This is a genomic window from Sphingobium sp. TomTYG73 (assembly GCF_055394245.1).
On the sequence record NZ_AP027340.1, the window covers coordinates 359,942 to 372,327 of the forward strand.

11 protein-coding genes are annotated in these 12,386 nt (G+C 63.1%); 8 read left to right on the plus strand and 3 right to left on the minus strand.

Going from position 1 to position 12,386, the window contains the following annotated elements; all coding sequences use genetic code 11:
* The first annotated feature begins 22 nt into the window (after window positions 1–22).
* The 7 genes from ACZ5TH_RS14550 to ACZ5TH_RS14580 all read left to right on the plus strand — a co-directional run bounded on the left by ACZ5TH_RS14550 (window position 23) and on the right by ACZ5TH_RS14580 (window position 8,394).
* Complete coding sequence (locus tag ACZ5TH_RS14550; protein ID WP_464795673.1) at window positions 23–1,909, plus strand: flavin-containing monooxygenase; 1,887 nt, start codon at window positions 23–25, stop codon at window positions 1,907–1,909.
* Between the two features lie 10 nt (window positions 1,910–1,919).
* Window positions 1,920–2,816 (plus strand): IclR family transcriptional regulator, encoded by an 897-nt coding sequence (locus tag ACZ5TH_RS14555; RefSeq protein ID WP_464795674.1) that lies wholly within the window; start codon window positions 1,920–1,922, stop codon window positions 2,814–2,816.
* 2 nt (window positions 2,817–2,818) lie between these two features.
* Entirely contained in the window at window positions 2,819–3,910 is a 1,092-nt protein-coding gene (locus ACZ5TH_RS14560; protein ID WP_464795675.1) for a Zn-dependent alcohol dehydrogenase, read from the plus strand.
* Window positions 3,907–4,782: an alpha/beta hydrolase gene (locus ACZ5TH_RS14565; RefSeq protein ID WP_464795676.1), complete on the plus strand. Its 876-nt coding sequence runs from the start codon at window positions 3,907–3,909 to the stop codon at window positions 4,780–4,782. Before ACZ5TH_RS14560 ends, ACZ5TH_RS14565 begins: the two co-directional genes overlap by 4 nt.
* A gap of 89 nt (window positions 4,783–4,871) precedes the next feature.
* Window positions 4,872–6,062, plus strand: a complete 1,191-nt coding sequence (locus ACZ5TH_RS14570) for an amidohydrolase family protein (RefSeq protein WP_464795677.1) — start codon at window positions 4,872–4,874, stop codon at window positions 6,060–6,062.
* A 12-nt stretch (window positions 6,063–6,074) separates the two neighbouring features.
* Entirely contained in the window at window positions 6,075–7,556 is a 1,482-nt protein-coding gene (locus ACZ5TH_RS14575) for a class I adenylate-forming enzyme family protein (protein WP_464795678.1), read from the plus strand.
* A 31-nt stretch (window positions 7,557–7,587) separates the two neighbouring features.
* A complete protein-coding gene (locus tag ACZ5TH_RS14580) occupies window positions 7,588–8,394 on the plus strand; it encodes an SDR family NAD(P)-dependent oxidoreductase (protein WP_464795679.1) in 807 nt (268 codons plus the stop codon).
* Window positions 8,395–8,533: 139 nt separating this feature from the next.
* Here the strand turns inward: ACZ5TH_RS14580 and ACZ5TH_RS14585 are convergent, their stop codons facing one another.
* Entirely contained in the window at window positions 8,534–9,469 is a 936-nt protein-coding gene (locus tag ACZ5TH_RS14585) for an alpha/beta fold hydrolase (protein WP_464795680.1), read from the minus strand.
* Between the two features lie 190 nt (window positions 9,470–9,659).
* Here ACZ5TH_RS14585 and ACZ5TH_RS14590 point away from each other — a divergent pair, with 190 nt between their 5' ends.
* A complete protein-coding gene (locus ACZ5TH_RS14590) occupies window positions 9,660–10,499 on the plus strand; it encodes a helix-turn-helix domain-containing protein (protein WP_449469751.1) in 840 nt (279 codons plus the stop codon).
* Between the two features lie 33 nt (window positions 10,500–10,532).
* Here ACZ5TH_RS14590 and ACZ5TH_RS14595 read toward each other — a convergent pair whose 3' ends face one another.
* Complete coding sequence (locus ACZ5TH_RS14595) at window positions 10,533–11,327, minus strand: hypothetical protein (protein WP_464795681.1); 795 nt, start codon at window positions 11,325–11,327, stop codon at window positions 10,533–10,535.
* Between the two features lie 122 nt (window positions 11,328–11,449).
* Window positions 11,450–12,355, minus strand: coding sequence for an NAD-dependent epimerase/dehydratase family protein (locus ACZ5TH_RS14600; RefSeq protein ID WP_464773136.1), 906 nt, complete (start codon window positions 12,353–12,355; stop codon window positions 11,450–11,452).
* Window positions 12,356–12,386 lie beyond the last annotated feature (31 nt).

Here is a 12,386-nt window from a genome sequence, read left to right on the forward strand (position 1 = left end):
GACAGCAGATGGGATGGGATGAATGGCCACGGCGGCAAAGGCGATCGACACTGACAGCATCCGGCGGGCGGTTGAACTGGCGGATTTGAACGCGCTGCGGATTGCGCTCTACCAGAATAGTGGGGATGAGGAGATTGCCGCCCTGCCTGCCGCCGCGCAGATGAGCGAGGGGCAGAAGGCACTGCTGAAGGATCGCGCGGTCGAGTGGCTGGCGGACAATGCCGGTGCGGTGGATTTGCCGGAGCCGCCCGAGGACGAACTGCGCCGCCTGATGACGATGCTGTCGGGCGAGATGACCGATGTCGAGTTCGAGGCGCGGCGTGATCTTCCGGCCTTCCGTGCCGTTCCTTGCGCCGTCGAATGGGAGGGCGAGAAGCCGGAGATTCCAGAAGGTTTCCGGATCGTCATCATCGGCAGCGGCCCGGCCGGGATCGCGGCGGGGGTGCAGTGCGAGTTGCTGGGTCTGCCCTATCTGCTGCTGGATCGTCAGCCTGAGGCGGGGGGTACGTGGACGATTAACCGCTATCCCGATGTGCGGGTCGATACGCCGTCCATCACCTATGAATATAGTTTTGAGAAGCTCTATCCGTGGGGCGAGCATTTCAACCGGGGTGAGGATGTTCGCGAATATCTGCAACATGTGTCGCGCAAATATGGGGTGATGGCGAACAGCCGCTTTGGCCATGATGTGAAGGGGGCGGTGTTTGATGAAGACCGCAATGTCTGGACGCTGGACGTCGAAACGCCGGGCGGGCGTCAGGAGATCGTCGCCAATGTGGTGATCACCGCTTGCGGCACATTTGCCAATGCGCAGTTGCCCGATATTGAGGGCGTGCATGATTTTGGCGGGCAGATCATCCATCCGTCCGCCTGGCCGGAGGGGTTGGACCTGACCGGCAAGCGGGTCGCCATCATCGGCAATGGATCAACCGGCGTGCAATTGCTGAGCGCGGTCGCGCAAAAGGCGGGGCATGTCAGCGTCGTGCAGCGGACCCCGCAATGGATCAGCCCGCGCGAGAAATATGGCGCGCCGATCGAGCCGGAACTGGCCTGGCTCAACGAGAATATGCCCGGATACTGGAACTGGTCGCGCTATACCGCGACGATGCCGTTGTTCGACATCGACCGGTTGCAGCGCGTCGATCGCGAATGGCAGGCGCAGGGGGGCAAGGTCAGCAAGGCCAATGACGACATGCGCGCCTTCCTGACCAATTATATCCGGCAGGAAACCGGTGGTCGCGAGGATCTGATCGAGAAGCTGATCCCGGACTATGCACCGATGTCGCGCCGCCCGGTGGTGGACAATGGATGGTATCGCGCACTGACCCGCGACAATGTGGAGTTGCTGACCGGATCGGTGGAGCGGTTCACGAAGACGGGCTTTGTGATGGCGGATGGGACGGAGCGGGACTTCGACGTTGTCATAGCCGCGACGGGGTTCGATGTGCTCAAATATCTCTGGCCCGCGCGGTACAAGGGGCTGGAGGGCAAGGACCTGCACGAGACATGGGACACGGGTGATGGGCCGCGCGCCTATCTGTCGATGATGGTGCCGCAATTCCCTAACCTCTTCATGCTGTACGGCCCCAATTCGCAGCCGCTGACGGGGGGCACGGGCCTGCCCCAATGGTGGCTGATCTGGGCGAGCTATGCGGCCCAATGCGTGATGCGGATGTTGAAGGAGCAGAAGAGCCGCGTCGATGTGAGGCCGGAAGCGTACCAGCGCTATAATCGCGAACTGGATGCCGAGGCGCAGAACTGGCTTCAGATGACGCCGGAGGGAGGCATCGAGAAGAATTATTACGTGAACCGCGAGCATCGCAGGCTTCAGGTGAACGCGCCGTGGCTCAGTCCCGATTATCACCGCATGTGCACGGTGGTGAATTGGGACGATCTGGACCTCAGCTGAAGGAATAGCGATGCCCCGTCCGGCCCTGGCCGCGTCCCGCGCCATCGACATTTTGAACTTCATGGCGGCGGCGCCACTGCGCGGCTATTCGTTGACGGAGCTGGTGCGGCAGCTGGACCTTAATCCCGCATCCTGCCACGCCTTGTTGGGCGCAATGACGCGGGATGGATATCTGGTCAGGGCGCAACGTGGGCGGGTCTATCGGCTTGGCCCGGCGCTGATCGCGATTGGTCATGCCGCGCTGCAATGCCATCCGGTGGTTGCCGCCGCGCGCGACCAGATCGCTCGTATGTCGGCCGACCTGGACATGGACAGCCTGCTGACGGCTCGGCTGGACGATCGGCTGATCGCGCTGGCGTCCGAAGGGCCGGGACGGCTGCCCGGATTGCGGATCGGGCAGCGTGTGCCGCTGATCCCGCCGCTTGGCACGCCCTTCCTTGCCTGGGCGGGTGCGCAGGAAGTGGACAGCTGGCTGGCGAAGGCTGCGGGCCCGATCGATATTGATCGCCTGCGCCAGTCGCTCGCGATGGTGCGGCAGCGCGGCTATGCCGTGACTCAGCGCAGCCCGGAGCAAGTGGCGGCAGGGCTTGCTGTCATTGGCATGGCGGAAGAGCCACTTGCCGATGACAGGCAGAAGCGGGCCACCGAACTGCTCGGGCAGATGGGCGAGGATTATCTGATGATCGAGGCGCAGCCCGACCGGCTGCATCCAGTGATGATGATCTCAGCGCCCGTGTTCGGCCCGGATGGTGCAGTGCTGTGCACCCTGTCCCTGTTTGGCTTTGACCGGCCGTTGCCGCTGTCCCGCATCACCGCTTTGGGAGAGGCGGTGGGACGCTATTGCCGGGCGGCAAGCGCTGTGGCGCCAGAGCATGAAATACAAATGACGGAAAGTGGGAGAGGCTGAAAATGCGGGCGCTGGTCTACGAAGGTCCGGGCAAGGTTCGTTTTGTCGAGGATGTCGAAGTGCGGGAGCCGGGCGCAGGCGAAGTGCTGGTGCGCATCGTGGCGAGCGGCATTTGCCATTCCGATATTTCGGTTATCAACGGCACGATCGACTGGCCCGCGCCTGCGGTGCTGGGCCATGAAGGGGCGGGCATCGTCGAGAAGCTGGGGCCGGGCGTCACCGAACTGGCGGTGGGCGACCATGTGGCGCTGCATACGCTGGCCAATTGCGGGCGCTGTGGCCCGTGCGAGAGTGGCAGGCCGACGCATTGCCGCCAGTCCTATGGCAATCGCGCCCAGCCGTTCAGCCGCGATGGAGAGCCGGTGTCGAGCTTTGCGGCGACATCGACCTTTGTCGAGAAGACGGTGGTGAAGGCCAATCAGGCGGTCAGGATCGACCCGACGGTGCCGCTCGACATTGCCTGCGTCGTGGGCTGCGGTGTGCTGACCGGGGTGGGATCGGTCGTCAATCGGGCGCGGGTGAAGCCGGGCGAGACGGCGGCGGTGTTCGGCATTGGGGGCATCGGGCTTAATGTGTTGCAGGGCTTGCGGCTTTCGGGGGCGAGCCGGATCATCGCGATCGACTTGCTGCCGACGCGCGAAGAAAAGGCGCGGGAGTTTGGCGCGACCAACTTCATCGATGCATCGCAGGGCGATGTGCCGCAGCGGATCAAGGACATCGTGTCCGGGGGCAATCCCGACCATGGCAGCGGCGTCGATTGGGCTTTCGAGTGTGTCGGCAGTACGCGGGTGCTGAACGATGCCATGGCGAGCCTTGGCTGGGGCGGTAATTGCGTGATCGTGGGCACGACTGCTGCGGGGACGATGGCGGAGGTTTCGCTGACGCCGCTATCCTTTGTGGATCGCGGGGTGATGGGTGCGCGCTATGGGGCTTCGCGTCCGCATCAGGATATCCCATCCTATATCGCGCAATATCGGCAGGGTAAGCTGTTGCTGGATGAGCTGGTGACGCAGCGTTACGATCTTGCCGACTTCGAACGGGCCTTCCGCGATTTGGAGGAAGGCAAGCTGGCGCGCGGGGTGTTCGTGCTGTGACCGGTGCCGGTGCCTGGGATTTGCCGCCGTTGCGGGCGGGCTATGCTGCCGATGATGCGCTGGTCGAGCGGCGGGCGCGGGCGGCGGGTCCAGCCGATGCTGCGGCACGCGCCGGCGAGGCGATTATTGGTGGCGTGCGTTGTTTGGTCATCGAGCCGCGTGGACGTGATGCGCGGGGGGAAATGATCTACCTGCATGGCGGGGGATATCGGCTGGGGTCGCCGCTCGCCTATGTGGATTATGCGCAAAGAATCGCGGATGCGGCGGGGCGGCGGGTCATCCTGCCCTTTTATCCGCTCGCGCCTGAGCATCCTTTTCCAGCGGCGCTGCATGCTGTTGTGGCGGTTTATCGGGGGTTGGAGGACAGGCGATCGGTGGTGGTTGCGGGCGATTCTGCCGGTGGCGGGTTGGCGGCGGCGCTGAGCATTATGGCGGCGCGTGCTGGTGAGCGGCCTGCGGGTGCTGTTCTGGTGTCGCCGATGCTGGATTTGACGGCGCGGGGCGAGAGCCTTGATCGCAATGCGGCGCGTGATCCAATGTTTTCCAAGGCGGCCGTGTTGGATAGCGCGGGGCTGTATTTGCAGGGGCATGATCCGCGCGATCCGCTGGTTTCGGCGCTGGAGGCGGACCCGGCGGACTTTCCGCCGACATTGGTGCTGACGGGCGGCGCGGAAGTGTTGCTGGATGAGGCGGTTGCCTTTGCCAAGCGGCTGGCGCTGGGGGATCGGCGGGTCACGCTGCATGTCGCGCCGGGCATGGGTCATGTCTGGCCTTTGCTGGCGCCTGAAACGGGCGAAGCGCGGGATGCGGTCACGGCGATTGCGGGCTTTGTGAAAGCGCTGGAACCGGCTCAATCCGGGGATTCCGGGTAGCCGGAAAGCCTGTTCGCTCAATTGACCGGAAGCGGGCGGGTGCAGGACAACAAGTACCAACTTATCATAGCTGACCGAAAGACATTGCGATGACGACGCCCAGCCTTCCGTTCCCCGTTTATGACGCGGACAATCATTTCTACGAGCCAGAGGATGCGCTGTTCCGGCATCTGCCCAAGAAGTGGCACAAGGATTTCCGCTTCGTGGAAGTGGATGGCCGCAAGCGGCTGGCGATCAAGGGGCAGATTTCCGACTATATCCCCAACCCCACATTCGAGCGGGTGGCTGCGCCGGGGACACACGTCAAATATTATAAGGCGGATAACCCGGAAGGTCTGACGATGCGGCAGATGACGGGGAAGCCGATCGCTCCGCCGGAATCCTGGCGGACGGGCAAGGAGCGGCTGGCGGTGCTGGACGGGCATAATGTATATGCGGCGCTCATGTTTCCGACGCTCTTTTCAGTGATCGAAAAGTGGATGAGCTATGACCATGAGTTTCTGCACGATGCCTTGCACGCGCTCAATCAGTGGACGAGCGAGGAATGGGGCTTCGCGCGGGAGAACCGGCTGTTCGGCGTGCCGGTCGTATCCCTCGCCGACATGGATCGGGCGCTGGCCGAGACGGACTGGCTGATCAAGCAGGGCGCGCGGACGATCTGCATCCGCCCTTCTCCGGTGCCGGGCTATCGCGGCGGGCGGTCGATGGGGCTGAAGGACTTCGATCCCTTCTGGGCGCGGATCGAGGAGGCGAAAATCTTCGTTTCGATCCATGCTTCCAATTCTGACTATGATCATCTGATCGAGATGTGGACGGGTGGGGCCGAGTGGCTGCCGTTTGAATCCGATCCGTTCGTCAACTGCCTGCGGATCATCGAGCGGGCGATTTCCGATACGATGGCGGCGATCATCTGCGGCGGCGTTTTTGACCGCTTCCCCGGTGTTCGGGTCGTGAGTGTCGAGAATGGCGCGAAGTGGGTCATTCCGCTGATCGAACAGTTGAAGCATGTTTATGGGCAGATGCCGCAGAAATTCATGAATGATCCCGTTGACCAATTTCATCGGAATATCTTCGTGACGCCCTTTGTTGAGGATGATTTCGGGCAACTGCGAGAACATATGCAGGTGAACCGGATATTGTTCGGGAGTGACTATCCGCATCCGGAAGGGACTGAACACCCACTCGATTTCCTTCATGAATTGACGAGCTATTCGATGGCGGAGAAGGAAATGGTGATGTCGTCGAACCTCAAGGGCCTGTTGGAAGGCGTGCGCAATTAAGGACGACCGCCAATGAGCCAGGACGTTATAGAGCAGCTGCGCGCCAATTTGCGTGATCATAGCGACGCGCGGGGCATCGAGTTTGAGGGCCGGTGGGTGAGTTGGGGCGAGGTGGCGCGCTATGGCGATGCCGTTGTTGCGCTGCTCGACGCCGCCGGGTGCCCGCCATCTGCGAAGGTCGGGATCATCATCCGCAACCGGCTGGCCCATGCGGCGGCGGTGGTGGGGCTGCTGGCGCACCGGCGGTCGGTGAGTTTCGTCTATCCCTTCCTGCCCGCGACCGCGATTTCGGACAATATCGAGAATTTGGGCGCCGCCGCGATATTGGCGGATGAGCAGGACTGGCCGAACTTTTGGGAGGCTGCGGGGCAGGCTGGCTGCGCGGGGATTGCCTTTGGCGGGATCGATGACGCGCCCACGCTGGTCGATGGACTGGAGAAGTGCAGGCGATCCTCGTTCGACGATGCTTTGCCCGATGGCGGAATCGAAGTGCTGTCGAGCGGGACTACGGGGACGCCCAAGCGCATTCCCATGCCGCTGAAGCTGCTGGAGCGGGCGGTGATGAGCGCGCCCGGCGCGGAGTCCGGCAATGCGCCGCCGGTGCAGATCAATATCTGGCCGCTGGGCGGGGTGGGGGGCGTGTGCCTGCTGACGGGCGCTGCGGTCAATAATACGCCGCTGGTGCTGATGGAGCGGTTCACGGTCGATGGGCTGGTGGATGCGCTGCGCCGTCACAGGCCCGATACGCTGGGCCTTAATCCCACCGCGATCGCTATGATCATGGACGCTAATGTGTCGGTCGAGGACATGGCGAGCGTGAAGAGCGTGTCGGGGGGATCGGCCTATCTTGACCCCGATCTTCAGGAGCGCTTCGAGCAGCGCTATAAGCTGCCCATCCTGTGGGGCATGGGCGCGACGGAATTTTGCGGCACCATCGTTCGCTGGACGCCACAGATGCGGGCGGAGCGTGGAGACAGCAAGCGCGGCAGCACGGGCCTTCCCATGCCCGGCGTGGAGATACGGGCCGTTGATCCGGAAAGCGGCGCGGAAGTGGCGCGCGGGGCGGAAGGATTGCTGGAAGTGCATTGCCCGTCCGTGCGGCCTGATTGGGTGCGGACCACTGATCTGGTGATGATTGATGAGGACGGATATGTCTTTCATCGCGGGCGGCATGACGGAGCGATCGTGCGCGGAGGCTTCAAGATATTGCCTGAGCGGGTGGTTGATGTGCTGCGCCAGCATCCGGCTGTTGTCGATGCCTCCGTGGTGGGGATACCCGATGCGCGATTGGGCGCGGTGCCGGTGGCGGCGGTCGAACTGAGCCGGAGCGCCGGGGCGGTGGATGAACAGGCGCTGCTGGCGCATGTGCGGGCGGAACTGCCGCCGACGCATGTGCCGGTGGAGATCCGGATCGTGGACGCGCTGCCGCGCACGCCGTCGCTGAAGGTCAGCCTGACCGAAATCAAGAAGATGTTCCTGGCCGATGCCGCATGAGCGGGCGCGCGCAACGAAGAGGATAGAGAGGATGAGCGTGTCATTGCTGGGCCTGGAAGGAAAGAAGGCGCTGATCGTCGGCGGTGGCCGTGGCATGGGCGAGGCAAGCGCGCTGCTGCTGGCGGAGGCGGGATGCGATGTCGCCGTGCTGGACAGCGTAATGGAGCGGGCCGAGCAGGTCGCGAGCGAGGTGCGGACGATTGGGCGCGCGGGCATAGCGATCGAAGCCGATATTTTGGATGAGGCATCGGTCAAGAAAGCCGTGGCGGATGCGGAAGGGGCGCTGGGCGGGCTCGATATATTGGTGACGATCGTGGGGCAGGCGCTGTTCAAGCCGCTGCTGGATGTGACGCTGGAGGAATGGGATCATGATCAATCCCGGAACCTGCGCTATTTCTTCGTGACGGCGCGCGCCGTTGCTCAGTCCATGATTGCGCGCGGGGTGCCGGGATCGCTGATCTGCATCGGTTCGGTGGACGGAGCGGTTGGGTCGCCTATGCATGCGCCCTATGGCGCGGCCAAGGCGGGCCTCATGCATCTGGTGAAGTCGATGGCGACCGAATGGGGGCGACACGGCATTCGCGCCAATGCCGTGGCTCCGGGGAGCATCACTACGCCACGATTGCCTGAAACGGCGGAATCGCGGGCGTTGATGGAGGCGAGCGTGCTGCCGATCGGACGGCCGGGGACGACGCGGGACGTGGCTGGGGCTGTGCTGTTCCTGGCGTCCGGACTATCGGAATATGTGACGGGTCACAGCCTGTTCGTGGATGGTGGGTGGATGGCCGCCAACCATTTCGATCCAAGGGTGATGGCGACCAAGAAGAGCAACGAATAGCGGTTCACTCGGCTAGGGCTGATCGACATTCAGTTCTGGCGGCCTGCAAATGGCGGTTCTCCGCGCTTCCGGTGCTCACGTACTTTGAGTACGCTGCGTTGAAGCGAGGCGCGTGACTCGCTTCAAGGGTCGCGGAAAATCACCATTTTCGGCTCGCCATCTCCTGAATGTCGATCGGCCCTAGGAAGGGCAGGATCGCCGCCAGGCATGCGTCGAAGGCGTCATGCTGGGGCCAGTCGCTGCCGGGCAGGCGGACTTCTTGCACGTTGGGGATATGGGCGAGTAGGTCGGCGGGCAGGCCGGAGGGCCAGCTGCGGTCGCCATAAAGGAGGAGGGTCGGGCAGGCGACGTTGCGCCACAATGCCCGGACATCCTCCATGGAGATGTCGGGAAATGCCCAGACGGCGAGATAGGGATCATGCTTCCACTGCCATCCAGCCCTGCCAGCCCGACGCAGACCCTGGCGCGTCATGTGCCGTGCCTGCGCAGGGGTGAGGAAGGCATGGCGTTCCCGCATACGCTCGACCGCTTCGTCCACGGACGCGAAGATGCGCGGGGCGGAAAGGGAAGCGGCGCGGCGCTCTTCAAGCCAGTTGCGGGCGGTTTGTTCGACGCTTTGGCTGAAGCGATAGGCTTCGATATCGGGAGGCGCGCCAATGGCTTCGATCGCGACGATGCGTCTTATCGTTTCGGGATAGGTTGCGGCAAAGCGCAAGGCGATGTGTGCGCCCAGGGAGTGGCCGATCAGGATGGCCTGACGCTGCGGACCCAGCGTCAATTGTTCGGCAAGCGCGGCGAGATCGGACAGATAGGCCGCGAAGTCGTAGCGCCCGTCCTGCGACCAGCTGCTGTCGCCATGGCCGCGAAGGTCGGGGGCGATCACATGGTAATCGGGAAGCAGTGCGTTCGCCAGCGCGTCCCAGCTGCGGCTATGGTCCCGGCTGCCATGAAGGAGGATGGCGAGCGGCGCGCCTTCATGCGTCCATTCGGTATAGCTGAGCGGCATGCGGCCATTGCGAAAGCGGCGCTTTACAGGCTTCGTGCTGATGTGGGGGCGACTTTGTCTGTCGTGCATGGTTGCAGTGTAGAGAGGAGCGAAGCTGTGCTGGCGACCGGCAATGGCGGCTTTCCATATTCGCGTAATGGATCGCGGCGGAGCGGATTTCCCACGCTTGAATCCATGGTGCGCCAGGAATATGGTGGGGAATAGCAAAATCCGGGTGTTCGGCAGCGCCGACGCTGGCAAGAAGTGCGTAGGAGGCGGGATGAGCGCTAACTCACAGGCGGAAGGCAGGTCTGGCGGCAGAGGCAGCGTGAAGTCGTGCCTGCGGACGCTGGAGGTGCTGGAATATTTCATGAAGTCGGGCGAGCCTGCGCGCACGATCGAGATCAGCGAAGCATTGGGCATCCCCAATTCAAGCGCTGACGAAATCTTGCGCACGCTCGCGAGCACTGGCTATCTTACCTATAATCAGGCGACGAAGCTCTATGCGCCATCCTACAAGTTGGTCGCGAATGCTTCGGCGATCGAACAGAGCTTTTTTGGAAGCGGCCGGATCAATGAAGTGATGGAGGATATGCGGCGGGAGACCGGCGGATCGGTCTTCGTCACGCAGCAAAATGACTGCTGGTCGGAGAGTGTCGCTGAAATGTCCGGCGGCTGGGCGGCGAAGCCTGACGCTGAACCTTATTATTCCACTGAGATGATCTGTTTCCAGCACAATAGCTGGCGGCCGGGCACCAATTTTGCGGCGGCGATGCTGGCGCAGCAATCCAATGTCGACATCATCCAGCTCGCGACACGGACGCAGCGGCTGGGTTTGGGTCCGAAGGGGCCGACGCTGATGAAACATCTGGTGGACCGGATTTCAACGACGCGGGCGCGCGGGTTTGCGCTGTGCCGCCGGAGCGCGACCATTCCGGTGGACTCGATCGCCATGCCGCTGCGGGTGCCGCATGGCGTTGCTTCCTATGCGATCGGCGTGGTGGGCGATCCGCTGTTCGTGAACGACAATGATGTGCGGCAGATGCTGTCGGGCATGCAGTCGGTCATCTACCGCTATAATGATCGCATTCGCCGGAACGGGGCGGCGAGCATCCAATAAGGGGACGGCCGTTATTGAGCCGCCCCTCAGCTTTCAAAGCTGGTCGGTGTAGCTGTCGGTGCCCGGAATCGTCGGGATGAAGGGCGAGGCTATCGCGATGCGGCCGATGCCGCTTTCCTCGATTGCTTGGGCGAGCGGCACATAGGCGGTGTCCCAGACGGCTTTGGGGTCCTCGATCGAGAAGCTGAGGAAGACGGCGCGGTCGTTCTCCTCAACGGGTACATCCTTGGGACTGGTGGGATCGAGGGGCAGGGGGGAGCCGGTCAGCGCGACATCGCCCGGCAGGTCGCGGGCGCGGAGCAGGGCGGAGAGGTCCGCGCTGGTCTTGCCCGGATTGAGATCGACGATGAAGGCGACGAGTCCGCCATAGGGGCGGTCGAGCGCCAGTTCGATCGGCATGGCGCTGCCGGGCGCATTATATTCCGCGTCGAAATTGTAGAAGCTGGTGTGGATATGGTCGCGTTCCTTGAACATGCGGCCGGTGGCATGGAGGTCATTGACCTGACGAACGGCCCATGCGTCCCAATCCTTATGATGCCCGTCCAAAATCCAATAGAGCGCGAGATAGGAACCCTTTGACAGGTCCATGGTGCCTGAGCCGAAGCGCTTCGCCTTTTCCGCGTGGGTGGCGACATAGCGTGCGCCGGACACGGTATAGGCACCGATCATGCAGCCGCTGTAGAAATGATCGCGCTCATACCAGCGATTATAGGCTACCTCATGGCCGGGGCGCGGCTCGACCATGGTGAAGAGCAGGGAGCCGAGGCGTATGGGACGGTCGGCGCGGGCTATGTCGGCCCGTTCGTATAAGGTTTCGCAGCTTTGCATGGGCCTCTTCTCCTATGATGGCGCTGCTGGCGGGAAGGGCCGCGCGCCGGAATGTGGCTTTACTGAAGCGCGCAACGAGGCGCGGTTAAAGCGGCGCTGCGCCTCTTCCGGGTTGGCGGAAGCTATCGACCGGCAAGCGCTCGATAGGCGGGATGGCCTATGTCGCTCAGCACATCGAGGTGGCGGGGTGTCCAGCCGAGGTCCCGGCGGGTGCGGGGGCTGCGGGAGCGGCTGCATGTCGCCATGCCGATCAGCGTTCCGAATTTTCCCCAGCGGCGGACGCCTTCGGAAAAATCGATGCTGCGCGCCTGAATGCCGAGGTCGCGGGCGACTGCCTGTGCCAGAGTGCGGTTGTTCAGTTCGCCTGCGACGGCGTGATAAAGGGTGCCGGGTGAACCCCGGTCCAGCGCGAGGCGATACACTTCCGCCAGATCATCGACATGGACGTTGGAATAGAGGTTGAGGCCCTGCCCAAGATAGCCGACTTCGCCTGTGCGTCCGGCGTCGTTGTAGAACATGCGCAGATGGCCGCACCCGCCATGCCCCCAGATCATCGGGGGCCTGATCACCATGGCGCGCACTCCGCCCGATGATCCTGCGCGGCGGACCATATTTTCCGTGTCGAACCGGAGGCCGATATATTTGGAGGGTTCGAACGGGTCATCCTCGGCGAAACTGTCTTCGCTCCACAGGCCGTCCGTGCGTTGCGACAGAAGGCCGGTGCCGCTGGTGAAGATGAACTGATGACCGCGTCCGTCAGCTGCATTGAGCAAGCGCCTGACGGTGTCATGTTCCTGCTGAAGGAGCAGTTGGGCGGCGTAGATGGTGGCGTCGTGCTGGCGCAGCATGTCGATGACGGCGTCCAGATGCGACAAATCACCCCGTAGATGGGTTATGCCATGATCGATAAGCGCGCGATCGCCTTCGCTTGTGCGGCTGAGGCCGCTCAGCTGATGGCCGGACGCCGTAAGGTGCCGGGCGATGTGCGATCCGAGATAGCCGGTCGCGCCGAGGACGAGAATGCGCATCGGGTTCCTTCCGCGCGGCAGGAAGCAACAG

Excerpts from the sequence above, each read along its gene's own strand:
- ACZ5TH_RS14550 (WP_464795673.1), top strand. The coding sequence starts at position 23 with ATGGCCACGGCGGCAAAGGCGATCGACACTGACAGCATCCGGCGGGCG.
- ACZ5TH_RS14555 (WP_464795674.1), top strand. The coding sequence starts at position 1,920 with ATGCCCCGTCCGGCCCTGGCCGCGTCCCGCGCCATCGACATTTTGAAC.
- ACZ5TH_RS14560 (WP_464795675.1), top strand. The coding sequence starts at position 2,819 with ATGCGGGCGCTGGTCTACGAAGGTCCGGGCAAGGTTCGTTTTGTCGAG.
- ACZ5TH_RS14570 (WP_464795677.1), top strand. The coding sequence starts at position 4,872 with ATGACGACGCCCAGCCTTCCGTTCCCCGTTTATGACGCGGACAATCAT.
- ACZ5TH_RS14575 (WP_464795678.1), top strand. The coding sequence starts at position 6,075 with ATGAGCCAGGACGTTATAGAGCAGCTGCGCGCCAATTTGCGTGATCAT.
- ACZ5TH_RS14580 (WP_464795679.1), top strand. The coding sequence starts at position 7,588 with ATGAGCGTGTCATTGCTGGGCCTGGAAGGAAAGAAGGCGCTGATCGTC.
- ACZ5TH_RS14585 (WP_464795680.1), bottom strand. The coding sequence starts at position 9,469 with ATGCACGACAGACAAAGTCGCCCCCACATCAGCACGAAGCCTGTAAAG.
- ACZ5TH_RS14590 (WP_449469751.1), top strand. The coding sequence starts at position 9,660 with ATGAGCGCTAACTCACAGGCGGAAGGCAGGTCTGGCGGCAGAGGCAGC.
- ACZ5TH_RS14595 (WP_464795681.1), bottom strand. The coding sequence starts at position 11,327 with ATGCAAAGCTGCGAAACCTTATACGAACGGGCCGACATAGCCCGCGCC.
- ACZ5TH_RS14600 (WP_464773136.1), bottom strand. The coding sequence starts at position 12,355 with ATGCGCATTCTCGTCCTCGGCGCGACCGGCTATCTCGGATCGCACATC.